Origin of the sequence: Pseudoalteromonas sp. APC 3893 (genome assembly GCF_030408095.1) — a bacterium.
GTDB lineage: Bacteria > Pseudomonadota > Gammaproteobacteria > Enterobacterales > Alteromonadaceae > Pseudoalteromonas.
In genome coordinates, this window is record NZ_JASDCD010000011.1 from 119,147 (window position 1) to 143,163 (window position 24,017).

Sequence of the window (24,017 nt, forward strand, 5' to 3'; positions counted from 1 at the left end):
GTGTTAACAGCAAGGCTTTATTTTTTTGAGCCTTGAGCCTTGAGCCTTGAGCCTTGAGCCTTGAGCCTTTTATCTCATAGTAACAAACTCTTCCGAGCCTGTAGGGTGAATAGCTACCACTGAATCAAAATCAGCTTTCGTTGCACCCATTTTCATGGCAACAGCGAAGCCTTGGATCATTTCATCTACAGTAAAACCGATACCATGTAGGCCAACAACTTTTTCATCATCGCCTGCGCAAACCAGCATCATGTTACATGCTTGGCGGTGCTGAGTAACGGCAGTGTACATAGCAGCAAAGCTAGATTTATACACTTTTACGTTTTCGCTGCCGAATTGCGAAATAGCCTCTTGCTCTGTTAAACCTATCGTACCAATTGGTGGGTGGCTAAATACCACTGTTGGCACTAAGCTGTAATCCATTTTTAAATCATCAGGCAGTTCTTTATTAAACAAACGTTCTGATAAAGTACGGCCGGCTTTAACGGCAACTGGGGTCAACTCAATACCATTTTCGATAATATCACCAACAGCGTAGACGTTTTCAGCTGTGGTGTTTTGATATTCATCAACTTTTACATAGCCGCTTTCATTAACTTCAACGCCGGCAGCCTCAAGGTTAATTTTGTCTGTTGTCGGTGTACGACCAATTGCCCAAATTACTTGATCAACGTTTTGACTATAACCGTTTTCAAAGTGAATGGTTAAGCTGCCATCGCTTTGTTTGACTACTTCTTTTGGTGAGCATTCGGTATGTAGCGTTGGACCTTCCTTCGCCATAATATCAACAAGTGTGTCGATGATGTATGGGTCAAATGAGCGAAGAGGTTTGTTTTTACGCACGAATAAATGGGTTTCAGTGCCAAGGCTGTGTAATACACCTGCAATTTCAACGGCAATATAGCCTGCGCCAACTACGGCCACACGTTTTGGTTGTTCACTTAATTCAAAGAAACCATTTGAATCAATTCCGAGCTCAGCGCCTGGAATGTTTGGAATAGTTGGGCGACCACCTACAGCAACTAAAATATGATCAGCCGTATATAATTCGCCATTTACTTCAACGGTTTTATTATCGACGAACTTTGCAAATCCATTGATCACAGTCACGCCATTACTGGCTAGGTATTTGTCATAACCTTGGTGGATACGACCAATATAAGCTTCGCGACTTTCGACTAATTTAGCCCAGCTGAAGCTTTTTAGTTCTACATCGAAGCCATAATCTGGTGCGTAAGCATTAATTGCTTCGGCAATTTGTGCACCGTGCCACATTACTTTTTTCGGCACGCAACCTACATTCACACAGGTGCCGCCCATGTGTTGTGCTTCAATAAGTGCTACTTTAGCACCACGCATTGCTGCACGGTTAGCTGAGCCGATACCGCCGCTACCGCCGCCAATTGCAATGTAATCAAAATGCTGAGCCATTTTTAGTCCTCAATTTTATATAAAACGTAATAGTTTGATGATAACACAAGGTTGACCCGTGAAAAGCCCCTTGTATTTCAAGCTCTGCGCCCCAATTTAAAAATCATCTTCGAAACGATTTGAGAGCGAACATGAGCGATTTACAAAATAACCCACTAGTAGGCCTTGAGGGCTTGCCACCATTTTCAAAAATTAAGCCCGAGCATGTTGTGCCAGCACTTAAAGCGGGTATTGATGAATGCCGAGCAAAAATTGATGAGGTTTTGGCTAAAAAGTCATTTACTTGGCAAGACTTGGTGTTACCGCTTGAAGAAGTTGACGATAAACTCTCACGCATGTTTTCTCCTGTTTCGCATATGAACTCTGTAGTCAACTCAGATGAACTACGTAAAGAATATGAACAATGTTTACCGCTTATTTCAGAGTACTCAACGTTTGTTGGCCAGCATCAAGGGTTATACGACGCTTATAATGCACTGTACAACAGCGATGAATTTAAAACCTTGAGTACCGCACAGCAAAAATCAATTACCAATGCATTACGTGATTTTGAGCTTTCAGGTATAGCATTAGCACCCGAACAACAAAAACGTTACGGCGAGATAAGTGCTCGATTGTCTGAGCTTGCTGCTAAATTTGGTAACAATGTGATGGATGCCACTCTTGCATGGCAAAAACATATTACTGATGAAAGTGCACTTGCAGGTTTACCAGAATCAGCTTTGGCACTGGCTGCCGATACCGCAAAAAGTAAAGAGCTAGAAGGCTGGTTATTCACGTTAGATTTTCCGTCGTATTTACCGGTAATGACTTACGCTGATAACCGCGATCTACGTGAAGAAACCTATACGGCATTTGTTACTCGTGCGTCAGACCAAGGCCCAAATGCGGGTGAATTTGATAATTCAACGATTATGAATGAAGAACTTGCGCTGCGCCATGAACTTGCTCAATTGCTGGGTTTTGAAAGCTACGCTGAAAAGTCACTTGCAACCAAAATGGCTGAAACACCAGAACAAGTGTTCTCATTTTTAGAAGATTTAGCTGCTAAATCTAAACCTCAAGCTGAGCAAGAGTTAGCAGAGCTTCAAGCTTATGCTAAAGAAAAACACGGTATTGATGAGTTAGCTGCGTGGGACTATGGCTATTATGGCGAAAAGTTAAAGCAAGAAAAGTACGCTATTTCAGATGAAGTTCTGCGTCCTTACTTTCCTGCCAATAAAGTGCTCAGTGGCCTATTTGAAACAGTAAATCGTTTATTTGGAATTACCGTAAAAGAAGTTAACGACTTTGACAGCTACCATAAAGATGTACGCTTTTTTGAGATTTACGATAACAGTAATACTTTACGAGGGCGCTTTTATTTAGATTTATACGCACGTGATCACAAACGTGGTGGTGCTTGGATGGATGACTGCATGGGCCGAAAAGTGCGTGCCAGTGGCCAGTTGCAAACGCCAGTTGCTTATTTAGTGTGTAACTTTAATAAAGCAGTAGGCGATAAACCAGCCTTGTTTACTCATAACGAAGTAACTACTTTATTTCATGAGTTTGGTCACGGTATCCACCATATGCTCACTCAAGTTGAAGCCGCACCAGTTGCAGGTATTAACGGCGTTGCCTGGGATGCAGTAGAACTACCAAGTCAATTCTTAGAAAATTGGTGTTATGAAGAAGAGGCACTTAACTTTATTTCAGGCCATTACGAAACCGGGGAGCCACTACCTAAAGAGTTGCTTGATAAGCTGCTAGCGGCTAAAAACTATAACTCAGGTATGCAGATGCTACGTCAAATTGAATTCTCATTATTCGACTTTAGAATTCATAATGATTATCAAGCGGGTGAAGAATGCCAAATTCAAGCGCGTTTAGATGAAGTGCGTAGCCACACATCAGTTGTTAAACCGCCAGAATTTAACCGTTTCCAACATGGCTTTAGTCATATTTTTGCTGGGGGTTATAGTGCTGGCTACTACTCATATAAATGGGCTGAAGTGCTGTCGGCAGATGCATACTCACGCTTTGAAGAAGAAGGGATTTTTAATCCTGAAACGGGCCAAGCCTTTATGCAGCACATTTTAGAAAAAGGTGGCAGCGAGGAGCCAATGGCATTGTTTAAAAACTTCCGTGGTCGTGAGCCAAGTGTCGACGCATTACTGCGCCATAGCGGCATTGCCGCATAACATAAGTTTAATACTGGTATTTAATTTGAGTAAAAAGCGCCTTTTGGCGCTTTTTTATTATTAAGCTAATAATTCTTCGCAAAATCAGTGCTCCGTACTATGCTTTTTTAAGTAATAAATAAAAAGGGAATAAGCATGACTAAGCTAGTACTGGCAATTGACGATGATAAATATGTTCACCATATTATAGAAGAGTCACTAGCAGGGTTTTGTAAACTCATACATGCTAAAAGTGGTGAAGAAGGGCTCAGGAAAGCGATAAAATATAACCCCGATATTATTTTACTTGATGTTGAAATGCCGGGTAAGTCAGGTTACGAGGTATGCCGAGAGCTTAAATCACTTGAGCAAACAAAAGAAACGGCCGTTATGTTTTTATCTGGCAAAAGTGAGTTACCAGAGCGAGTTAAAGGCTATAACTCAGGGGCAGCTGATTATATCGTTAAGCCATTTAACGGCGAAGAGTTAATGGCACGGATCCGTGTTTTATATCAGTATCGACAGCACTCAATTAAGCTTAAAAGTGATGTAGAGCACGCGCAAATAACCGCGGAATTAGCAATGACTGATTCGGGTGATATGGGGCGAATAATGCGTTATGTTGGGCAGAGTTATCATGCTCATGATGTGAAATCTCTATCAACGTACTTTTTTGAATTTTTCAGGCCTTTTAATTTAGAGGTAGTCATTGCTTATTGGCATCAGGAGGTTGGTATATTTTGTAGTGACGAAGGCGCAGTGTGCCCTCTTGAACAAGAGCTATTAGAAAAGCACCGTAATGCCAATCGCTTTGTCGACTTTAGTAGTCGCACTATAATTAACTACCCTAAGGTGTCGATTTTAATAAAAAATATGCCGCTAGATGATGCTGCATTGTATGGTCGCTATAAAGACTTATTCCCCCATATTTTAGAAGTTACGAATGCTAAAGTTCAAGATATGGAAGTTAACGAAAGGGCCCTATCTCAAGCACATAGTGTCGGTAATGCGTTTGCTGAACTCTCAACAAAAATGTACGATAACAGTGATGCTAGAGAATTAGCCGTGACCAAACTGGCGGTTCAATTAGCTGAAATTCGTAAAACCATCGAGCAAAAGCCTGAGCTTAAATATAATCAGGAGTTGGTTTTTCATTTAGAGCAGTTAGAACAAACACAATCTGAGTTTTCATCACTTAATGAGGAGTTAGCATTTATAAAGTATCAGCTTAATCATATTATTGAATCACGAAATGAGCTGGTGGTCAGTTTAAGTAAAATTGCAAACCCAGAGCACACACAAGAGGTAACATCACAAACTGATATTGAGCTATTTTAGTGCTATAGCGGGCAGCACTTGATATACTCTGCAGGCTATTTTTGGTCGGAGTTAGTTTTGGTTATACAGTGTCCTTTTAAAGAAATGCGTTCTTATCTTACTGAAGTAGAGCAGCGATTTGGCTTAGAGCAGTGGGCTGCACAGCAGCAGGGTTTTTCTTTGCATTATGATGATCAAGGGCTTCGCTTACGCAAAACTGATGAGCCAAAACTGGGGGCTATTAGTGTTGACTTTATTACTGGGGCTGCGGCGCATAGACGCAAATTTGGTGGCGGTAAAGGCCAGTCAATAGCAAAGGCGGTAGGTTTAAATAAAGGCGCAACACCGGTGGTGTTAGATGCAACTGCAGGGCTTGGTCGAGATGGTTTTGTATTAGCTTCTCTTGGCTGTAAAGTTATTTTACATGAGCGTCACCCAGTTGTAGCAGCCCTTTTATATGATGGTTTACAGCGTGCTTATAATGATATTGAAATTGGTAACTGGATGAGTGAAAACATGAGCCTAGTATTTGGCTCAAGCCATACATTACTTGCTCAATGCGAAAGTATGCCTGATGTTGTTTATCTTGATCCTATGTTTCCCCATCGTGAAAAGTCAGCGTTAGTTAAAAAAGAAATGCGCGTATTCCAAGAGTTAGTCGGCGCTGATACCGACGCTGATGATTTACTTGAGTTTGCCTACCCACTTGCCAGCAAACGAGTTGTGGTTAAGCGCCCTGATTACGCTCCTTTTTTAAATGATAAAACGCCTAGCATGCAAATAAAAACAAAGAAAAACCGTTTTGATGTGTATGTTAAAGCGGCCATGATCTAATCTTTTAGTCATTAAAATAAATGCTATATGACCAAAATGTAGTAACTTTGTGTTGGTTTTCATTAAACCGTCATAAATAGTTAATATTCTACGCGCGCAGTTAAACGAGGGAGTTCTTTTATGCGCGTGTCATCATTTACCCGGTTATTGGCAATTTTACTTGCTTTAGCCAGTATACTCTTAGGTGCTACCCTGTTTTGGGCCAGCCAAACCTTAGTCAAACTTGAACAACAAGACCAATCCTATAACCAATTAAAAAATAAGATTTTGGTTGACCTTGAAGGTCTGTTAGAAGATTACTTAGCAAAGGGAGATAGCCTGTACTTAGGTCAAGCATCTGAACTTATTAGTGAAGTAAAGCGAACGGATCTTAATGTCTTACCCAGCAATTTAAAGCAACAACTTGATGCCTTACTTACCCAGTTAGACACCGATATCAATGGTAAATACCGAGCGTTAGGAAAGCTCTCAGGTAATGAAACTGCATTGCTTGATAATGCATTACGACAAATGGCAGGCTCAGCTTCTTCCTTGATTAATTATGCTAATAAAGCGCAGCTACAGGGCCGGTTTGAGCAGCAATATTATGTTTTAGCGAGCGACTATTATAGTGAAGTGACTTCGCTGTCATTATTTACTTATCAACTCATTATTGGCTTTGATCAAGACACTCAAGACAGTTTAATGCAAAGTGTGGCTAACCTAAATCGTTTAGCGAAACAGATTGATGCTTTAGATAATCTCGGCGTGATGAGCGAAGTCGATGAAGATGCCCTCTTTTTTGGTGCGCAAGCAGAAGATTTAGCCGATGAAATTAAAGCTGAATTAAGTAGTTGGCCTAATCGTTACCCGAGAGACTTAGCAAGCACTATTGAGCAAGCCCAACAACGCCAAATAGGGATAGAAGATTTACGCAAACAAATTACCTTGTTGTCGGATACCGTGATCAATGCAGAGCAGCAACTAAGCGCTGAGCAAGCGACGTTAAAAGAGCAAGTACTGGTTGTGTTTGCAATAGCGATTAGTATGTTAGTTATTTTGGCTATTGGTGTTTATATAGTTCAACGAAATCAGGTGCTCACTCCTTTAAGGCAGCTGCGTGATGGCTTTGCTTTTTTAATTGAAAGTAATGAACTTAAAAATATTGAAAGTAATAACCCTAAAACAGAAGTGGGGGAAATTGCCGCTTATTTTAACCTGTTAATTGAGCGACAACGTGGCGAGGCAGATGAACGCGCGCAAATGCTTAAGGTAATAAATGACTTTATGCAGGAGATGAGTGAGCATTTACATACTATTAGTCAGCAAACCAATGATAGTCACCAGCAAGTTGAGCAAAACCAAGCTTTATTGAGTGATATTCAGCATATAGGCGATCAGGTAAATAATATTAATAGCCAAGTAGCGGATAATGCAAAGCAAACATATGCGGCTATGGAGCAGAGTTTAGGCTTTGCAGAAAACATGCTCAGTGCCAGCTCACATACTCAACAGCGTGTTGATGGTGGCCTTAAAAGCTTACAAGAGCTGCTTAGTGGCGTACAAGATGTAGGGCAGGTTATTGAGGTAATTCGCACCATTGCTGAGCAAACCAACTTATTAGCATTAAATGCGGCGATTGAATCAGCTCGTGCTGGTGAACATGGCCGAGGTTTTGCGGTAGTGGCAGACGAAGTACGTAAGCTTGCTCGCCAAACACAGGGCTCGTTGAGTGATATAAACGATCAGCTTAATTTGTTAAGCGAAAACTCGACTATGGTTTCGACACAAATTTCAGCACTTGCTGATGATGCTCAGTTACAAACGGATAATGCACATGATCTTAAGCGTAACTCTGAAGGAGTTGCCAGTAATGCTCAAGATGCAAATAAAGTGGCGTTTGAAGCAATGGAGTTAGCTAAACAGCAAAATGCATTACTAGAAAATTTTAGTGAGTCGATGCAGAACATGAAAGGGCAAGTCAGTGAATCAAGTCATTTGGTAGAAGATATACATCAACGCTTACAGCAGCAGATGCAAACCATTCGTGGTAGCTTAGGGTTATAAAATTTGTAAGCAGGTTAAAGTTTAATAACTTAAACCTGCTAACAGAAATTACATCATGGTGTCTTTTAAGTACTGAAATAGCTCTTTATAGCTTCGAGCTGGCTTTTCAGCTTTTACTTCTTTTGCCGCGTTTCTTACTAGTTGACGCATTTTTTGGCGCTCAAGTGCTGGGTATTGCTCAATCGTTTCATTGATTAGATCATCACCCTGCTCAATCAGGTCGCTGCGTAACTGCTCAACTTTTTTGATCATTACTTCGGCTTGATTATTTTTATTGAGCATAATATCGATGATAGCTTTGATCTCATCGATATTTTCAACGGTACGTAGCGTTTTAGCGATGTAATTTAGGTGACGACGGTAAGCGTCACTTTTATTGCTTATCTTATCAGCAACAACCATTGCTTCTTTTAGATCATCATTTAGAGGTAAGCGCTCACGTTGCTTTTTGCCCATTTTAGCAATATCAGAACCTAACTGATGAAACTCTTGCGCATCACGCTTAAGCTCACTTTTCGATACGTAAATAATTTCTTCTTCAATTTCAGCAGGGTTGCCTTTTTTCTTCGCCATGGGGTGCTCATATAAGATCGTTAACTGGAATCATTATACTTGATTCTTTTAATGATTAATATTAGCTGATGCAATGCACGGGGTGTGTTAGCATTTAAACTATATTAAAAGTGATAGCCGCGCAGGACCTATGAACATGAAAAGCCAACAGCAAGATCCTATTTATACACAAATTTCTCAAGTAAAAGACGCCGTAGCAGAAGTGTTAGAACACGCAAAAAAACTGGGTGCAACAGGTGTTGAAGCGGCCATGTCGAGCACCTCAGGTTTATCTGTTAGCACTCGTATGGGCGAAGTTGAAACCATTGAATTTAATCAAGATGGCGGTTTAGGCATCAGTGTTTATGTCGGCAATCATAAAGGCTCAGCCTCTACAGCAGACCTAAATCCGAAAACTTTGCGCACTGTAGTTGAAAAAGCCATCGATATTGCCAAGTTTACGTCAGATGATCCGCACAACGGGGTGGCAGATAAGGAACTATTAGAGTTTGCACCGCTCGATCTCGATTTATATCACCCTTGGGATGTGAGTCCTGAGCAGGGTATTGAGCTTTGTCATAGTGCAGAGCAAGCTGCGCTTAATGCCGATGAGCGAATTGTTAATTCAGACGGGGCGAGTTTTTCATCTCACCAAGGCCTGCGCGTATATGGTAACAGCCACGGTTTAATTGCTGGTTACCCGCGCACGCGACATAGCATCAGTACTATGGTTATTGGTAAAGATGGCGAGCAAATGCAGCGTGATTCAGCGTATACCGTGTCTCGCGAACAAAGTGGTTTGAAAGATGCCGCAGCAGTTGGACTTGAGGCTGCAACTGAAACGTTAGCTAAATTAAATAGCCAAAAGCTGGGCACGATGAAAGTGCCAGTTATCTTTCGTGCTGATATTGCTAATTCATTATTTGGCCATTTAGTATCTGCAATTGGTGGCGGTGCTTTATATCGTAAATCGAGCTTTTTAATGGACAGCCTAGGTACGCAAGTATTTAGTGATATTGTTAATATCTCTGAGCGTCCTCACCTTTTAAAAGGGCTCGCATCGACACCTTTTGATAGTGAAGGGGTGAAAACCATTGACCGTGAAATTATTCAAGGCGGTGAATTACAAACTTATCTATTAGCCAGCTACGCAGCTCGAAAAATGAATATGACACCGACAGGTCATGCTGGTGGTATTCATAATTGGCTTGTGGAGCAAACTCACCAAGATTTAGCACAGTTACTAAAAACCATGGGCACAGGTTTATTAGTGACCGAACTGATGGGGCAAGGCGTAAATACTGTAACTGGTGATTACTCTCGCGGTGCAGCTGGTTTTTGGGTTGAAAATGGTGAAATTCAATACCCTGTAAGTGAAATTACTATAGCTGGCAAGCTGCAAGATATGTTTAAAGCCATTGTTGGTTTAGGTGGCGATATAGAGCGCCGTGGCGGAATTCAAACAGGCTCAGTGCTGATTGAAGAAATGCAAGTAGCGGGAAGCTAGCCGGTAGTTAAAGGCTATAAACTACATGACTAGGTTCTAGGGTCCTAGAGCCTAATACCTTTCATTTATAAAAACACTTTACCTCAACTTAACTTTAGGTTTTAAGCTAGCTTTAACTACTTAAATAAAGGAATTTTATTATGTATTTAGAGCACGTGAATTTAGTTGTAGATGACGTTGACGCAATGCTGCACTTTTATAAAGCAGCATTTCCACATTGGTATATCAGAAGTCAGGGTAAAGGTGCTTGGCATGGGAAACCACGACAATGGCTGCATTTTGGCGACGATTATCACTACTTAGCATTAAGTGATAATGGAGAGCAAAAAAACCGAGATTTAACAGGTCATCAGGTCGGCTTGGCACACTTTGCATATGTTACAAATGACATCGCAGCGGTTATTAATCGTTTAGAGCTTGCGGGCTACAGTATTGATAAAGCAGGCGCAGAAAACCCTTTTCGTAAAAATGTGTATTTTATTGACCCTGCCGGTTTTGAAGTTGAGTTTGTTGAATACCTCAGTGACATACCTAAAGAGCGTAATAATGACTTATGATATAAATCCAATTAATCACGACTAAAGCTGTTCCTACGGTTATTTATACGTAGGAGAGCGCTTTAGCGCCGATGGGTTTCATATATCGCAAATCTAAATATCATCACGGCTGAAGCCTGTTCCTACGGTTATTTATATGTAGGAGGGAGCTTTAAGATTTATTCATATCTTTCCAGCTGGCTTTCAAATTATTGGCAAAGGAGACAAACTTTTCTTTAATGGTACGTTTTACTTTTATCTCTACTGAGCCGAGTATCACTTTGCCTTCTATAGTAATAGTCGGGCCATGTAGTTTGTTCAGTGATACAGATTTGTTTTCAACACTGCCAACAACACTAAATATTTTAGACACTACATTCACATGTTCTGGTACGTATATCTCATCGCTACCTAATAAACAGTTAACATGCAAAGTGATATGCTGGTGCTGAAAAATTGCATCGGTGAAATCCAACTCTATTGAACCCAATAGATTCGTTATATGAATTTCTTTGGGTACGACCCACTGACCACTACGCTCATTGGAGCCTAGTATACTTCTTAAGTGTAATGCTTCGTCTTGGCTTTGATTACTGTAATAAGGGCTAAACTGCGCACGTTTTTCATTTTGGTAACTAGTATCAGCTTTTAAATCTAAATCACTTACTAGCTCCATTAACACTAAGTTGTCTGTTGCGGCCATAGCTTGGTCTAAGCGACGTTCGAATGCTTCTGCAGATATTACCCCATGACTGTAGTTATAGATTAATTGATCAATAACTTGTTCGCGTACTTGTTCGATTGGGCGATCTTCTATTTTAACTGTCATGACGGGTATCCCTATGTAATGGCTGTATTATTTTTTAACTACGATAACTAAAGCAAAGCTCAGGCCAATAATTAACTTCTTAAAATTCAGTTGCTTATTTTTCACACTCAATTTTTAAGTAGTAATATTAACGACAGATTAATAAAAACAACGACTAAATGGTAAATCTGACACAGGCAGAACAAATTACCGAATTGTTTGTAAATTATTACCAGGTGAATATAGCTATAAAATACCAGGCCATTCTAAGTGATTGATTTGTAATTATTTAAAAGTTGGCTTGATGTTCGCATTAACTTAAGTGTCTTTAATCAAAAGGAGAAAGATTATGAAAACATTTAACAAATCTATGATTGCGGCTTTAGTTCTTGGTACAACAGCTATGGGTGCACAAGCAAGCAGCTGGGAAAATGAAAGTAAAGATGCTTGGATTGATGGTAAGGCAGAAACAGTTCTTTTAATGAACACTAATCTTAACAACTTTGACATTAACACTGACGTAAAAAATGGCAAGGTTGTGCTAACAGGTAAAGTGGAAAGCGACTTAGACAAAGAGCTTGCTGAAGAGCTTGTATTAAGCCTTGATGGTGTTAATGATGTTGATAACGAACTGACTGTCGTTAAAAATGTTGATACCGACCACAAACGCATGAAATCTGATGTTGATGACACTGAAAGCGATTTAACAGACGCAAAAATTAGTACGGTGATCACGACACGCTTCTTATTTAACTCAGAAGTTGGCGGTACAGATATCGACGTAGATACTGATAAGGGTGTAGTTACACTTAAAGGTACTGTTGAGTCAGAAGCTGAAAAACAGCTAGCGATGAAAATTGCTAAAAATGCTGAAGATGTTCGCGATGTAGTTGATGAATTAACTGTTGTTGCTGAATAATCACTTATTATGAAATGCCCAGCTAGGCTGGGCTTTCTTATGCATTTTAGCAAATTGGCAAGGAGCGATCACAATGGATTTAATACGAATTATACTATCAGTGTTGATCCCACCACTTGGTGTTTTTTTACAAGTTGGTCTAGGGGCACAGTTTTGGATTAATATTTTGTTAACATTACTAGGGTATATTCCAGGTTTAATTCATGCGATTTATATAATCGCCAGACGTTAACTAAGTCTTTGCAATACAAGTCTTACAAGGAGGAGTTATGAAACATGTACAAAAGGACTCTCAGCAAAGAAAAGCTGAATGTGCAATGGCGTTATGGACAGCTAAGCAGTGGAAGCAATTTATGGATTCATGATCAAAGGATTGAACGTATCACTATGGATAAGTGACAAGGATTGAACGTATCATTATGGATAGGTGACAAGGATTGAACGTATCATAATGGATAGGTGACAAGGATTGAATGTATCATTATGGATAGGTGACAAGGATTGAACGTATCATAATGGATAGGTGACAAGGATTGAATGTATCACGGTGGATGTGACAAGGATTGAATGTACCACGATGGATAAGTGACAAGGATTGAAGGTATCACGATGGATAAGTGGCAAGGAGGAACAAATTACTTAGTAAATTGTTGTCGTAGTTTTAGAATAAACAGGGAGATTGCTAGGATGGTATCCATTAAATCATAAGTGCATGCTTATCTAATTGAGAGCATGCACTTATGAACACGTCTAAAAACGATTCTATTAAATTTCGAAGAGCCTAGATAAGTAACCAAGTCGCAGTACCTAAAAAGGCGAATATGCCAACAATATCTGTGATTGTTGTTAATACAACACTTCCCGCGAGCGCAGGATCAATTTTCATCTTTTTGAGTAGTAATGGAATACTAGCACCCGCAATACCTGCAGCAACCAAATTCATAAACATAGCAAACGCTAAAACGCCACCCAGTTTAAAATCCCATTGCCAAATAGCTACAACACCGGCGATTAAAATAGACCATACCATGCCATTAATTGCACCAATTGCGAGCTCTTTTAACATTAAAAAGCGTTGGTTTGTTTGATTGATGTGGCCTACAGCAATACCGCGGATCACTAAAGTTAAAGTTTGGCTACCTGCTACGCCACCCATTGAAGGCACTATGCCGTTTAGTACCGCAAGGATCGGTAATATAGCCAAGGTATTTTCGAAAAAACTCGCTACTATAGCGGCCAGAAGAGCTGTTAATAAGTTTACACCTAACCACACAGAACGTTTCTTCGAACTTTTTAATATGGGAGCGAAAGTATCTTCCTCATCATCAAGACCTGCTAAGCTTAACAAGCTGTGTTCAGCGTCTTCACGGATTACATCAACAATGTCATCGATCGTGATACGGCCAAGCAAATGGTCATTATCATCAACGACGGGTGCCGATATCCAATTGTGTCGCTCGAATAGTTGGGCAACTTCGCTTTCATCCATGGCGATTGAAATTGATTCGCAGTCTTCATCCATTAAGTCGCGAATGATTTTATCTGGCGGGTTAGTCAAAAGCGTTGTGAGTGACATAGCACCGAGAAAACAATTGTGTTTATCTACAACGTATAAGTCATCGGTACCTTCCGGTAACTCTCCGCGTAGGCGTAAATATCGAAGCACCACATCAATTGTAACGTCAGGACGAATAGTCACCGTATCAGTGTTCATAAGAGCGCCAGCAGAGCGTTCTTGATATGAAAGTGCTTGTGTTGCACGCTCTCTATCTTGGCTATCCATGGCCCCAACTACGTCTTGGTAGACGGTATCAGGTAGGCTTCTTAAAACCTCTCCTAAGTCATCATGACTCATGTCTTCTGTCGCCGCAGCTATATGCTTCGGCTCCATTTGCGCGATGATACCTAATCGTACGTCTTCAGAAAGCTCCTCTAAGACATCACCTTGTACATCAGGATCAACTAATTGCCAGAGTAGTTTACGGATCTTGTGCGGGGAAGATTCGAGTAATAGTGCTGTGTCACAAGGAGCTGTTTTTGCCAACATTCGCCTAACTTGAACAAATTGACCACTATTGAGTGACTTGGTCACTTGTTTTAATTGCTGTAGTGGGTAATCTTGTTCAAAAGCTTCTGGCATTGGCGTCCTTAGGTAACAAATTTTCGGTTGGGTAGGGTGATAGTAAGCTAGCGTTTTTTGCTTTCCTATCGTTATTTAGTTTAACGCAATTTTAAATAAAGTGCGCTATTCATGTTCGTGAAAGCGTTGCTCGATTAGCTCACCTATTGCCGCTAATGCCGGCTCGGCATCTGGCCCTTCACAGACTACTTTAACTTCTTTACCTTGGCTGCTTTCAAGTAGCATTAAAGCTAAAACGCTGTCGCCAGCAGCTTGTTTATCGTCTTGATATAAGGTAATAGTCGCGTCAAACTTCAGCGCGAGCTGAGCTAAAACGCTGGCAGCTCGTGCATGTAATCCTAATTTATTTTTGATTAAAAAAGTGTCTTCTAAATGCATATCAAAGCCTATAGCAGATATTATTCTTGTTCACGATGACGAATTTTTACATTGCTATGACTCATTGCAAAACTTTCACCTATAGTTTGCGCTAAGTAGACAGAGCGGTGTTGCCCGCCGGTACAACCAATGGCAATAGTTAGATAGCTGCGGTTATTACGCTCTAAATGAGGTAGCCAGGTTTGTACAAAAGTTTGAATTTGCCATGTAAATTTTTGCACAATGCTATGGCTAGCTAAATAATCTTTGACTGGTTGATCTAGGCCTGTAAGTGGCTTTAGCTCTGGCTCCCAGTGTGGATTTGGTAAAAATCGGGCATCAAATACATAATCAGCTTCTTTAGGGATACCGTGCTTAAAACCAAAAGATTCAAAAGTGATAATTAACTTTTTATCTTTTTTACCTAAAATCTTCTCACGAATTGATTCTGCTAATTGGTGAACGCTCAACTCTGTTGTATCAAGAATAAAATCAGCACGAGTGATCAATACATCAAGCAATACTTTTTCTTGTTTGATAGCCAAATCAAGGGGCAGAGAATCTAACGATAAAGGGTGCAAACGGCGAGTTTCAGAAAAGCGTTTGATCAGCGTTTGGTCGTCACTGTCTAAATAAAATAAAGTTGGGTTTGCAAAGCCAGGTAAATACTCAAGAATGTCATTAAACTCTTCTTGTTCTTTTGGCAGATTGCGCACATCAATACTAACTGCTGTTTTATCATAGTTATCAGAAACGCTTCGTACGAGTGAAGGCAGCAAGTTCACAGGAATATTATCAACACAATAATAACCGAGATCTTCTAATACGCGAAGGGCAACAGATTTACCAGAACCCGAGCGCCCACTGATGATAATTAACTCCATGTAATGACTCCTTCACTTTCTTATGACTGCTCGACAATAACTTGGTATAAGTCGTGGTCTGATTTAGCGCTACGTAATTGTTTACAAAAATCTTTATCGTTAAGTTTATCAGCAATTGTGGCCAAGGTCTTTAAATGAAGTTGACTCTCACCATCAGGTACGACGAGTGCCACAAATATATCAACAGGACGATTATCAATCGCATCAAAATTAATGGGCGTTTCACTCACTAGTATCAGTGCTAATGGTGTATCAACACCCGTTATTCTACCGTGAGGAATAGCAATTCCACGGCCAATACCTGTGCTTCCTAGTTTCTCTCGATTAAGTAACGAGTTAAGAATTTCTTGTTCTGAAAGGTGAGGGAGTTGTTCATGAGCCAACTGGCTAATAAATTCTAAAATTCGTTTTTTGCTATTAAAAAGGACCGCAGCTTTACTGCAGTCCTTACAAGTAAGTGAACTTAGTTTCATAATATTAGTGTCGAGCGTGCTTCTCTTTGTGTTTGATAACTTGACGATCTAGTTTATCTATTAGGGCGTCAATCGCAGCGTACATGTCTTGGTGTTCTGTTGAAGCAAATAAATCAGCACCACTGAGGTGTATTGTGGCTTCTGCTTTTTGGCTTAGCTTTTCTACGTCTAAAATGACGTGCACGTTGTTTATATGATCAAAGTGCCTTTCAAGCTTTGCAAACTTATTGTGTACATAGTCTCTAAGTGAATCGGTAATTTCTACGTGACGACCAGTTAAATTCAGTTGCATAAGCATTTTCCTTCTTTGTTTTTTTACGCCTTAAATCAAGCTCTTTCTTTGATTTGACGGTGGAATAGCCAGTGACTCGCGATATTTTGCGATTGTACGTCTAGCTACTTTGATACCTTGCTCTGCCAATATATCTGCAATTTTGCTATCACTCAATGGTTTCGCTGAGTTTTCTGCGCTAATTAATTTTTTTATTAATGCACGGATCGCTGTAGACGAACATTCCCCACCGTTTTCAGTGCTTACATGACTTGAGAAAAAATATTTTAACTCAAAAATTCCTCTTGGGGTGTGCATGTACTTTTGCGTGGTAACCCGTGAGATGGTTGATTCATGCATCTCGACCATTTCAGCAACATCGTTTAATACCATAGGGCGCATTGCTTCGGGACCATGTTCAAAAAATCCCTGCTGCTGTTTAACGATGCAGTTGGTTACTTTGAGTAATGTGTCATTACGGCTTTCTAAACTTTTTATAAACCATTTTGCTTCTTGCAAGTGTGAACGAATAAACTGGCTGTCGCTACTCGATTTAACCGAGCGAGACATAGCCGCATATTGGCTGTTTACTCTAATTTTAGGCATGCTATCGGGATTTAACTCAACAATCCAACGGCCTTTAATTTTCTTTACTGAGACATCTGGAATAACGTATTCAGATTCTTCACGTACGATGCTATCCGCAGGCTTTGGGTTTAGACTGTGGATGAGTGTCATCACTTCTTTAAGCTCATCTTCCTTAAGCTTAGTCTTTTTCATCAAAGTTCGGTAGTCGCGGCTGGCTAATAAATCGATATGTTCAGTTAAAATCATTTTTGTTTCGCTAATCCAAGGAGTTGCGGGGTCAAATTGATTTAGTTGAATACATAAACATTCTTGCAAGCTACGTGCGCCAATACCAATTGGGTCAAACAACTGAATACGTTTTAGAACCGCCTGAACTTCATCAAGCTCAATTTCTTCTTCGTTATTATCTTTATTTAGGCTTTCAGCAATGTCTTCACAGCTTAAGGTTAAAATACCTGAATCGTCGATAGCTTCGACAATGGCAATCGCAATCGCCTCGTCGGTCGGACTAAATGGGGTTAGCTGTAACTGCCACATAATATATTCATGCAAGGTTTCGGTTGAAGCCCCTTGATAAATAGATTCATCTTCAGGCATCGGGCCTGATGAGCTGGCAGGAGCGGCGCTCATGTACTCATCCCAGGTCACATCCATAGCCATATCGTCACTTACTGTGTCTTTATTAAGTGCTTCACTGCTTTCTTGTTCGTATTCGCTTGGTGTCTCATCGGCAGAAGCACTTACTGTGACGTCTTCGGTATCTTGTTTTTGTTCATTTTTGCCAGCCGTTTCGTCACCAAACTCTTGCTCTTCGACTTCAAGCAGTGGGTTACTGTCGAGTGCTTCTTGAATTTCTTGCTGGAGATCCAATGTACTTAACTGCAATAAGCGAATTGCTTGTTGCAGTTGTGGAGTCATTGTAAGTTGCTGGCCCATGCGCAGCTGGAGTGATTGCCTCATTTATCTCTAACAATCCTTTTATTGTGTTGTCATAATTTAGTTTAGCAGATAGTTAGCTGAGCGTTGCTTTATAGCCTAAATTGCTCACCCAGATATACATCGCGAACTGTTTGGTTGGCAAGTACATGCTCAGGAGTTCCTGACGCAATTAACTCCCCATGAGAAACTATGTAGGCTTTTTCACAAACATCAAGGGTTTCTCTTACATTATGGTCGGTTATTAGTACACCGATGCCACGGTTTTTAAGGTGCTCGATAATCTTCTTTATATCTAACACTGAAATGGGATCAACACCAGCAAAAGGCTCATCTAACAGAATAAATTTAGGATTTGCGGCTAAAGCACGCGCAATTTCAACACGGCGGCGTTCACCACCTGACAATGCCATGCCTTGACTATCACGAATGTGTTGAATGCTAAATTCATCAAGTAGGCTATCCAAAGCTTCTTCACGGGCTGTTTTGTTTAGTTCTTTACGGGTTTCTAAAATCGCCATGAGGTTTTGGTAAACGGTCAGCTTACGGAAAATAGACGACTCTTGTGGTAAGTAGCCAATACCCAGGCGAGCACGGCTGTGCATGGGCAATAATGTAATATCGTTATCATCAATACTAATTTTACCTTTATCGCTCGGCACTAAGCCAACAATCATATAAAAAGTGGTGGTTTTACCTGCGCCATTAGGGCCTAGCAGACCAACAATACTCCCAGCACTAACTTCTAAGCCAACACTTTTTACAACTTGGCGGCCCTTGTAGCTTTTTGCTAAAAACTCGGCTTTTAATGTACTCATGGCTGGCCTTTTGATTTTTTGCTATCGACAGGTACTAAAATTGTATGCACGCGGTCATTTGAGTTTTCGCCTCTTTCAGCACTTATTAGTTGCTGTTCCATATCGTAGGTGATGCTTTTAGCGTTAATTTTTTGCCCTGCTTGGGTTACTTTCGCGTTGCCAATTAAAGTTAGCAGGCGCTTTGCTACATCGTAACGAACTTCCTCAGCACTGGCGCTCATTAGGGTGCCATCGGCTTGTTTTTCTTCAAAGTATGCAGGTTTGCCAGTGGCCACGAGTAACTGTTTGTTATCGCCTAAGTCTTCACGTTTATGTACTTCAAGGCGATCAGCTTTAATACGGCGGTTACCGTGAATAATTTCAACGTTTTTTTCAAAAATACCGACATTAGATTTCAGCTGAGCTTGTTGTTTATCCGCGCTGATTGAGACCTGATCGGCCGGTGGCATTGTATCTTGGGCAAGGCTCGAAAATGCAATGAGTAAGCTTGGAATGATAAATATGTTGGCTAGTTTATTGGTCATAATATATGGTTCGCGTATGGTTAATTAGTTCTATTACTTCGGCTTTTAAGTCGGCTTGTAATCCGCGCCCAGTAATTTTTAAATTAGGGCCGACCAACTCAACAGGTTGCTCTGAACTCATTGTTTGAAGTTCAATATCAACTTGGATGTTATCGGCATTAATGTGATCTATCATGGCATTGCTTGTGAGATTTTTCGCCGTCACATTGCCTTCTAAAACCAGCTGGTTATTTTCATACAATGTGGCTTCTGCTGCATTAATTTGCCACATTTGTTCTTGATTATATAAAGTGAAAATAGGTTCTTCAAAGTACGTGAATCCTAACTGCTGATATAGTTCCATTTTAGCAGCAGTAACTTTGTGGCTTATTTTACCTTGCTCATCAAAGGCTGTTTGTTTTAATGCCACTGCTGTGTAGTCTGGCTTGGCAATAACATCTTCTTCAACGAGCTGTTGTGTGTTTGTTTGGTTAAAGTATGGATACCAAAGCCAAACCATACAGCCAATAAATAATACGCTTAAAACTAAACGCGCACTATTCATGAGCTGGTGCCTTCGCTGGTTAGCGATTTTTTGTTTTCAAGCATTAATAAATCAGTGAGCTCTCGTACAGCGCCAAACCCACCCGGTAGCATAGTGGTATAATGCGATACGCGTTTGATTAACGGGTGTGCATCGTTCACTGCTACTGCAAAGCCAACTTGCTCCATGACTGGGAGATCTGGGCCATCATCACCAATATAGGCGATTTGCTCATCGGTTACGTTCAGCTTATCTTTAAGTTCTTGATAGGCTTGTAGCTTATTTTCTTGGCCTTGATAAATATGTTGCACTGTTAGGCTAGTCATCCGCTGCTGAACTATCTGTGAATGACGCCCTGTGATCACAGCCACTTCAAAACCACCGTTGATAAGCGCTTTAATGCCAAAGCCGTCTTTGGTATTAAATGCTTTTAATTCTTCGCCTTGGTTACCTAAGTAAATTCGACCATCAGAAAATACGCCGTCAATATCACAGATCAGCAGTTTAACTTTTTTAGCGCGGGTTTGAGCATCTAAGCTCAATGGCTGGTATAAGTCAGAAAATTGCATTTATAACACTCCTGCTTTGAGCAAGTCTTGCATATTTAGTGCACCAATGGGGTGACGATTTTCATCAATGACAATAAGACCGTTAATACGTTTTCGCTCCATAATATTAAGTGCTTCGGCGGCAAGCATATCGGCAGTTGCCGTGGTGCATGAGCGTGTCATGACTTCACTGATAAGCGTGCTATGTATATCGATACGTTGCTCTAAAATACGACGTAAATCACCGTCAGTGAACAAACCATTGAGTTGGCCACGGTTGTCCACAATTGCTGTCATGCCTAGGCCTTTGGCTGACATTTCTATTAAAGCGTCCTTAATGCATTGCGTGTCTCTAATAATAGGCGTTGAGGCGCCATCATGCATTAAATCTTTTAAGCACAGCAATAGGCGCTTCCCTAAGCTTCCGCCCGGATGCGATAAGGCAAAATCATCGGCTGTGAAGCCACGAGTTTCAAGTAGTGCTACGGCTATTGCATCTCCCATAGCAAGTGTTGCTGTGGTGCTTGCTGTTGGCGCAAGACCAAGAGGGCAGGCTTCTTTAGATACTTTAATGCATACATGAGCATCAGCCCAATTTGCCATTGACGATGTTGGATTGCTGGTCATTGCGATCATTTTAGCGCCAATGCGTTTAATCACTGGGATTATATTGAGCACTTCACTGGTTTCGCCAGAATTAGATATCAGCATGACTACATCATCACGGGTGATCATACCTAAATCACCGTGGCTCGCTTCACCAGGGTGAACAAAAAAAGCCGGTGTGCCGGTGCTTGCTAATGTGGCAGCAATTTTATTGCCAATATGGCCAGACTTGCCCATGCCGACAACGATAATTCGGCCTTGGCATTGATACATCAACTCACAGGCCTGATTAAAGTTTTCGTCTAGGTATTGAGCTATATCAACAAGGGCTTGACGTTCAATATCAAGTACTCGTTTTCCTTGTTCAATAAAATTTAACTGCGTCATTGTGTTGTCCAATTTATTCGGTACTAAGCTACTTGGCTAAAAATATAACCTTGATAAGCAACAAACGCGGCTAATAATAAGCCACCTTCAACTCTATTAATACGGCGCGCCCCTCGAAAACTCAAGGACATAGCGATTAATGCGATGGTGGCACCTATCATAATTAGCGCGTCACGGTTTGCCGCAGATGGGTCAATAATCGAAGGGTTTATAATCCCCGCTAATGGTAAAACGGCCAGTAAGTTAAAAATATTAGAGCCAACAATATTACCTAATGCTAAGTCGTCTTCGTTTTTTAGCACCCCTGCAATACAAGCTGCAAGTTCAGGCAAGCTGGTACCGATAGCAATAATAGTCAAGCCGATGACTAAATCGCTTAAGCCAAAATACTTTGCAATATCAACAGCTGAACCAACTAAAAAGTGAGAGCTTAAAGGAAGTACGACCATGCCGACGACGAGCCAAAATAGTGCTGATTTAGTTGGAACATTATCTGGCACATCATCACAGGCTTCACTAACAAATGGGTCATCAGCTTGGTTTTTAGCGCGAATCGAAATGATGATAAGCCCAGCAATAAAAACAATAAATGCAATTAGTAGCGCAATGCCTTCGGCAAATGAGAAGTAGTTATCTGAAAACACATACCAAGCAGCAATCGAAATAAGTAACACCAGCGGCATTTCTCGTTTGAGTGTTGTGGAAGATACCGAAAGCGGGCGCAACAAGGCGGTAATGCCTAATACCAACAAAATATTAGTGATATTTGAACCGACTGCATTGCCAACTGCAGTATCCGTTTTACCGGCAAGCGCGGCGGAGGCCGAAACCATCATTTCAGGCGCTGATGAGCCCATAGCAACAACAGTTAAACCGACTATTAAAGTGGGGACACCGAAATTTTTTGCCAGTGCTGCAGCACCATAAACAAAGCGATCTGCGCTCCAAACAAGTCCTGCAAATCCAAGAATTAAAATGACAAAAGAAGTCACCATTACATTACGCCAATTATTCAATATCAGATTGCGGTAAATAGTAACAAAAGCCAACCTGAAAGTATAAATAAAAGAATCGGGTCTATATCTCAGTAAGTCGTTATTTTTAGCATAGAAAAATTTATTTAAGGTTAGGTTAAGTCAGTCTCAGTAAGGCTTAGGCTGTTATTACATAGAATATTACAAAATTTTACGATTTGTTTTTTCCATCTTTGCGTAAAAAGCCTTAAAATAGGGGAAGTAGTGAAAATAGAAATGGAGAGCGACTTGTCGCAACCAATAGTAGAAATCAAGGATGTAAGCTTTTCACGGGGCGATAGAAGCATATATAAAAATATGAGCTTTAGCGTTCCGAAAGGCAAGATCACTGCCATTATGGGGCCCAGCGGTATTGGTAAAACTACCATGCTACGTTTAATTGGTGGTCAATTAAAACCCGATAGCGGCACTATTTTGTTTGAAGGTGATAATATCCCAACTATGACGCGCAAAGAGCTTTATGCAGCGCGTACCAAAATGAGCATGCTATTTCAAAGTGGCGCCTTATTTACCGATATGTCTGTTTTTGACAATATTGCGTTTCCGCTTAGAGAGCACACCCGCCTCAGTGAAGATTTAATCCGTCTTGTTGTGTTAATGAAATTACAAGCCGTAGGTTTACGTGGTGCCCAAGATTTAATGCCGTCAGAGCTTTCTGGTGGTATGGCCCGTCGTGCGGCACTTGCTCGCTCTATTGCGCTGGACCCTGAGCTTATCATGTATGATGAGCCGTTTGCTGGGCAAGATCCAATCTCAATGGGTGTGCTGGTTAAGCTAATTAAATCATTGAACCAAGTTCTTGGGCTATCTTCACTAATTGTTACTCATGATGTAACAGAGGTAATGAGTATTGCTGATCATGTAATCATTATTGCCGATCAAGGTGTCATTGGTAGTGGCTCACCAGAGCAAATGCGTAACCATGAATCGCCACTGGTACAGCAGTTCTTAAAAGGCCTTTCTGATGGGCCTGTACCGTTTCATTTCCCGGCTCAGCCTTATAATGAAGAATTACTTGGAGGGCGTAGCTGATGTTTGATTTGTTTCAAAAGCTAGGCCATAAAACATTGGGTCGATTTGCTGCACTTGGCCGCTCAACGCAAATGTTGATTGGTGCACTGTGGAATCTACCTAATTTCAGAAAAGGCACACCACTACTTATTCGCCAACTCTATATGGTGGGTTCGCAGTCGCTGCTTATCATTATGGTCTCTGGGTTATTTATTGGTATGGTGCTCGCGCTGCAAGGCTACACCGTATTAGTGGGTTATGGTGCAGAAGACAGTTTAGGGCCACTTGTTGCATTGAGTTTACTCAGAGAGCTTGGCCCTGTAGTGACTGCTTTGCTATTTGCTGGACGAGCAGGGAGTGCACTTACCGCCGAAATTGGTTTGATGAAAGCGACCGAGCAGTTATCGAGCCTTGAAATGATGGCGATTGATCCGCTTAAGCGTATTATTGCTCCTCGCTTTTGGGCTGGCTTTATTAGTATGCCACTGTTGGCGTTAATCTTCTCAGCGGTTGCAATAATTGGTGCCCACTTAGTGGGTGTTGATTGGCTAGGTGTTGATACCGGTAGTTTTTGGTCAATCATGCAGTCACAAGTGTCATTCCAACAAGATATTTTAAATGGCATGATCAAGAGCTTTGTATTTGCCATCGTTGTAACTTGGATAGCACTTTATAAAGGTTATGACTGTGTACCAACTTCGGAAGGGATCAGTAAAGCAACAACAGAGACCGTTGTACACTCATCTTTGGCTGTTTTAGGGTTTGATTTTATTTTGACAGCGGTAATGTTTACCAGCTAAAAAAG

The 24,017-nt window shown here is 40.9% G+C and carries 25 protein-coding genes; 10 read left to right on the forward strand and 15 right to left on the reverse strand.

From position 1 onward, the window contains the following. Nucleotides 1-69: 69 nt before the first annotated feature. A complete protein-coding gene (gorA, locus tag QMA12_RS13590) occupies nt 70-1,431 on the reverse strand; it encodes a glutathione-disulfide reductase (RefSeq protein ID WP_290209437.1) in 1,362 nt (453 codons plus the stop codon). A 131-nt stretch (nt 1,432-1,562) separates the two neighbouring features. On the opposite strand from gorA, the gene prlC reads away from it, so the two are divergent. The 4 genes from prlC to QMA12_RS13610 all read left to right on the forward strand — a co-directional run bounded on the left by prlC (nt 1,563) and on the right by QMA12_RS13610 (nt 7,790). Beyond that, on the forward strand, nt 1,563-3,614 hold the full coding sequence (prlC, locus tag QMA12_RS13595; protein ID WP_290209439.1) for an oligopeptidase A: 2,052 nt from the start codon (nt 1,563-1,565) through the stop codon (nt 3,612-3,614). Between the two features lie 135 nt (nt 3,615-3,749). Next, complete coding sequence (locus QMA12_RS13600; RefSeq protein ID WP_290209440.1) at nt 3,750-4,931, forward strand: response regulator; 1,182 nt, start codon at nt 3,750-3,752, stop codon at nt 4,929-4,931. Between the two features lie 57 nt (nt 4,932-4,988). Further along, nucleotides 4,989-5,744: a class I SAM-dependent methyltransferase gene (locus tag QMA12_RS13605; protein ID WP_290209441.1), complete on the forward strand. Its 756-nt coding sequence runs from the start codon at nt 4,989-4,991 to the stop codon at nt 5,742-5,744. Between the two features lie 120 nt (nt 5,745-5,864). Continuing rightward, on the forward strand, nt 5,865-7,790 hold the full coding sequence (locus QMA12_RS13610) for a methyl-accepting chemotaxis protein (protein ID WP_290209442.1): 1,926 nt from the start codon (nt 5,865-5,867) through the stop codon (nt 7,788-7,790). Between the two features lie 48 nt (nt 7,791-7,838). Here the strand turns inward: QMA12_RS13610 and yjgA are convergent, their stop codons facing one another. Continuing rightward, complete coding sequence (gene yjgA, locus QMA12_RS13615; RefSeq protein WP_290209443.1) at nt 7,839-8,363, reverse strand: ribosome biogenesis factor YjgA; 525 nt, start codon at nt 8,361-8,363, stop codon at nt 7,839-7,841. Nucleotides 8,364-8,499: 136 nt separating this feature from the next. Between yjgA and pmbA the strand changes: the two genes are divergently transcribed. Next, entirely contained in the window at nt 8,500-9,849 is a 1,350-nt protein-coding gene (gene pmbA / locus QMA12_RS13620) for a metalloprotease PmbA (protein WP_290209444.1), read from the forward strand. Between the two features lie 140 nt (nt 9,850-9,989). Next, nucleotides 9,990-10,406, forward strand: coding sequence for a VOC family protein (locus tag QMA12_RS13625; protein ID WP_290209445.1), 417 nt, complete (start codon nt 9,990-9,992; stop codon nt 10,404-10,406). Between the two features lie 151 nt (nt 10,407-10,557). On the opposite strand, the gene QMA12_RS13630 is transcribed toward QMA12_RS13625, so the two are convergent. Beyond that, nucleotides 10,558-11,214, reverse strand: a complete 657-nt coding sequence (locus QMA12_RS13630) for a LiaF domain-containing protein (protein ID WP_290209446.1) — start codon at nt 11,212-11,214, stop codon at nt 10,558-10,560. A gap of 328 nt (nt 11,215-11,542) precedes the next feature. On the opposite strand from QMA12_RS13630, the gene QMA12_RS13635 reads away from it, so the two are divergent. Next, on the forward strand, nt 11,543-12,112 hold the full coding sequence (locus tag QMA12_RS13635; RefSeq protein ID WP_290209447.1) for a BON domain-containing protein: 570 nt from the start codon (nt 11,543-11,545) through the stop codon (nt 12,110-12,112). A gap of 73 nt (nt 12,113-12,185) precedes the next feature. Next, nucleotides 12,186-12,344, forward strand: coding sequence for a YqaE/Pmp3 family membrane protein (locus QMA12_RS13640; RefSeq protein WP_087533135.1), 159 nt, complete (start codon nt 12,186-12,188; stop codon nt 12,342-12,344). 549 nt (nt 12,345-12,893) lie between these two features. On the opposite strand, the gene mgtE is transcribed toward QMA12_RS13640, so the two are convergent. From mgtE to QMA12_RS13700, 12 genes are all read right to left on the reverse strand, one after another. Beyond that, the gene (gene mgtE, locus QMA12_RS13645) at nt 12,894-14,252 is read right to left on the reverse strand and encodes a magnesium transporter (RefSeq protein ID WP_087533134.1); all 1,359 of its coding nucleotides are present in this window, start codon (nt 14,250-14,252) and stop codon (nt 12,894-12,896) included. Nucleotides 14,253-14,357: 105 nt separating this feature from the next. Beyond that, nucleotides 14,358-14,630 carry an HPr family phosphocarrier protein gene (locus QMA12_RS13650; RefSeq protein ID WP_087533133.1) on the reverse strand — a complete coding sequence of 91 codons (273 nt, stop codon included), beginning with the start codon at nt 14,628-14,630 and terminating at the stop codon, nt 14,358-14,360. Nucleotides 14,631-14,650: 20 nt separating this feature from the next. Further along, entirely contained in the window at nt 14,651-15,493 is an 843-nt protein-coding gene (gene rapZ, locus QMA12_RS13655) for an RNase adapter RapZ (protein WP_087533132.1), read from the reverse strand. A gap of 20 nt (nt 15,494-15,513) precedes the next feature. Further along, on the reverse strand, nt 15,514-15,966 hold the full coding sequence (gene ptsN, locus QMA12_RS13660; RefSeq protein ID WP_087533131.1) for a PTS IIA-like nitrogen regulatory protein PtsN: 453 nt from the start codon (nt 15,964-15,966) through the stop codon (nt 15,514-15,516). A gap of 4 nt (nt 15,967-15,970) precedes the next feature. Further along, nucleotides 15,971-16,258: a ribosome hibernation promoting factor gene (gene hpf / locus QMA12_RS13665; RefSeq protein ID WP_087533130.1), complete on the reverse strand. Its 288-nt coding sequence runs from the start codon at nt 16,256-16,258 to the stop codon at nt 15,971-15,973. A 30-nt stretch (nt 16,259-16,288) separates the two neighbouring features. Beyond that, nucleotides 16,289-17,785: an RNA polymerase factor sigma-54 gene (locus tag QMA12_RS13670; protein WP_290209449.1), complete on the reverse strand. Its 1,497-nt coding sequence runs from the start codon at nt 17,783-17,785 to the stop codon at nt 16,289-16,291. A gap of 68 nt (nt 17,786-17,853) precedes the next feature. After that, complete coding sequence (lptB, locus tag QMA12_RS13675; protein ID WP_087533128.1) at nt 17,854-18,579, reverse strand: LPS export ABC transporter ATP-binding protein; 726 nt, start codon at nt 18,577-18,579, stop codon at nt 17,854-17,856. Then, nucleotides 18,576-19,103: a lipopolysaccharide transport periplasmic protein LptA gene (gene lptA, locus QMA12_RS13680; RefSeq protein ID WP_290209450.1), complete on the reverse strand. Its 528-nt coding sequence runs from the start codon at nt 19,101-19,103 to the stop codon at nt 18,576-18,578. Before lptA ends, lptB begins: the two co-directional genes overlap by 4 nt. Continuing rightward, nucleotides 19,093-19,647 carry an LPS export ABC transporter periplasmic protein LptC gene (lptC, locus tag QMA12_RS13685; protein WP_290209451.1) on the reverse strand — a complete coding sequence of 185 codons (555 nt, stop codon included), beginning with the start codon at nt 19,645-19,647 and terminating at the stop codon, nt 19,093-19,095. The genes lptA and lptC overlap by 11 nt, the downstream gene beginning before the upstream one ends. Further along, a complete protein-coding gene (gene kdsC / locus QMA12_RS13690) occupies nt 19,644-20,195 on the reverse strand; it encodes a 3-deoxy-manno-octulosonate-8-phosphatase KdsC (RefSeq protein WP_290209452.1) in 552 nt (183 codons plus the stop codon). The genes lptC and kdsC overlap by 4 nt, the downstream gene beginning before the upstream one ends. Next, complete coding sequence (locus tag QMA12_RS13695) at nt 20,196-21,167, reverse strand: KpsF/GutQ family sugar-phosphate isomerase (protein WP_290209453.1); 972 nt, start codon at nt 21,165-21,167, stop codon at nt 20,196-20,198. 23 nt (nt 21,168-21,190) lie between these two features. Next, complete coding sequence (locus tag QMA12_RS13700) at nt 21,191-22,162, reverse strand: calcium/sodium antiporter (RefSeq protein WP_290209454.1); 972 nt, start codon at nt 22,160-22,162, stop codon at nt 21,191-21,193. Between the two features lie 255 nt (nt 22,163-22,417). On the opposite strand from QMA12_RS13700, the gene mlaF reads away from it, so the two are divergent. Both mlaF and mlaE read left to right on the forward strand, forming a co-directional pair. Further along, nucleotides 22,418-23,233: a phospholipid ABC transporter ATP-binding protein MlaF gene (gene mlaF, locus QMA12_RS13705; protein ID WP_087533163.1), complete on the forward strand. Its 816-nt coding sequence runs from the start codon at nt 22,418-22,420 to the stop codon at nt 23,231-23,233. Continuing rightward, nucleotides 23,233-24,012, forward strand: a complete 780-nt coding sequence (gene mlaE / locus QMA12_RS13710; protein ID WP_087533122.1) for a lipid asymmetry maintenance ABC transporter permease subunit MlaE — start codon at nt 23,233-23,235, stop codon at nt 24,010-24,012. Before mlaF ends, mlaE begins: the two co-directional genes overlap by 1 nt. Nucleotides 24,013-24,017 lie beyond the last annotated feature (5 nt).

Coding starts and splice junctions, on each gene's coding strand:
- QMA12_RS13695 (WP_290209453.1), bottom strand. CDS start 21,167: ATGACGCAGTTAAATTTTATTGAACAAGGAAAACGAGTACTTGATATT.
- lptB (WP_087533128.1), bottom strand. CDS start 18,579: ATGAGTACATTAAAAGCCGAGTTTTTAGCAAAAAGCTACAAGGGCCGC.
- hpf (WP_087533130.1), bottom strand. CDS start 16,258: ATGCAACTGAATTTAACTGGTCGTCACGTAGAAATTACCGATTCACTT.
- yjgA (WP_290209443.1), bottom strand. CDS start 8,363: ATGGCGAAGAAAAAAGGCAACCCTGCTGAAATTGAAGAAGAAATTATT.
- lptA (WP_290209450.1), bottom strand. CDS start 19,103: ATGACCAATAAACTAGCCAACATATTTATCATTCCAAGCTTACTCATT.
- mgtE (WP_087533134.1), bottom strand. CDS start 14,252: ATGCCAGAAGCTTTTGAACAAGATTACCCACTACAGCAATTAAAACAA.
- QMA12_RS13635 (WP_290209447.1), top strand. CDS start 11,543: ATGAAAACATTTAACAAATCTATGATTGCGGCTTTAGTTCTTGGTACA.
- rapZ (WP_087533132.1), bottom strand. CDS start 15,493: ATGGAGTTAATTATCATCAGTGGGCGCTCGGGTTCTGGTAAATCTGTT.
- mlaF (WP_087533163.1), top strand. CDS start 22,418: ATGGAGAGCGACTTGTCGCAACCAATAGTAGAAATCAAGGATGTAAGC.
- lptC (WP_290209451.1), bottom strand. CDS start 19,647: ATGAATAGTGCGCGTTTAGTTTTAAGCGTATTATTTATTGGCTGTATG.
- QMA12_RS13640 (WP_087533135.1), top strand. CDS start 12,186: ATGGATTTAATACGAATTATACTATCAGTGTTGATCCCACCACTTGGT.
- mlaE (WP_087533122.1), top strand. CDS start 23,233: ATGTTTGATTTGTTTCAAAAGCTAGGCCATAAAACATTGGGTCGATTT.
- QMA12_RS13610 (WP_290209442.1), top strand. CDS start 5,865: ATGCGCGTGTCATCATTTACCCGGTTATTGGCAATTTTACTTGCTTTA.
- QMA12_RS13625 (WP_290209445.1), top strand. CDS start 9,990: ATGTATTTAGAGCACGTGAATTTAGTTGTAGATGACGTTGACGCAATG.
- ptsN (WP_087533131.1), bottom strand. CDS start 15,966: ATGAAACTAAGTTCACTTACTTGTAAGGACTGCAGTAAAGCTGCGGTC.
- QMA12_RS13600 (WP_290209440.1), top strand. CDS start 3,750: ATGACTAAGCTAGTACTGGCAATTGACGATGATAAATATGTTCACCAT.
- QMA12_RS13670 (WP_290209449.1), bottom strand. CDS start 17,785: ATGAGGCAATCACTCCAGCTGCGCATGGGCCAGCAACTTACAATGACT.
- QMA12_RS13630 (WP_290209446.1), bottom strand. CDS start 11,214: ATGACAGTTAAAATAGAAGATCGCCCAATCGAACAAGTACGCGAACAA.
- kdsC (WP_290209452.1), bottom strand. CDS start 20,195: ATGCAATTTTCTGACTTATACCAGCCATTGAGCTTAGATGCTCAAACC.
- QMA12_RS13700 (WP_290209454.1), bottom strand. CDS start 22,162: ATGGTGACTTCTTTTGTCATTTTAATTCTTGGATTTGCAGGACTTGTT.
- gorA (WP_290209437.1), bottom strand. CDS start 1,431: ATGGCTCAGCATTTTGATTACATTGCAATTGGCGGCGGTAGCGGCGGT.
- QMA12_RS13650 (WP_087533133.1), bottom strand. CDS start 14,630: ATGCATTTAGAAGACACTTTTTTAATCAAAAATAAATTAGGATTACAT.
- prlC (WP_290209439.1), top strand. CDS start 1,563: ATGAGCGATTTACAAAATAACCCACTAGTAGGCCTTGAGGGCTTGCCA.
- pmbA (WP_290209444.1), top strand. CDS start 8,500: ATGAAAAGCCAACAGCAAGATCCTATTTATACACAAATTTCTCAAGTA.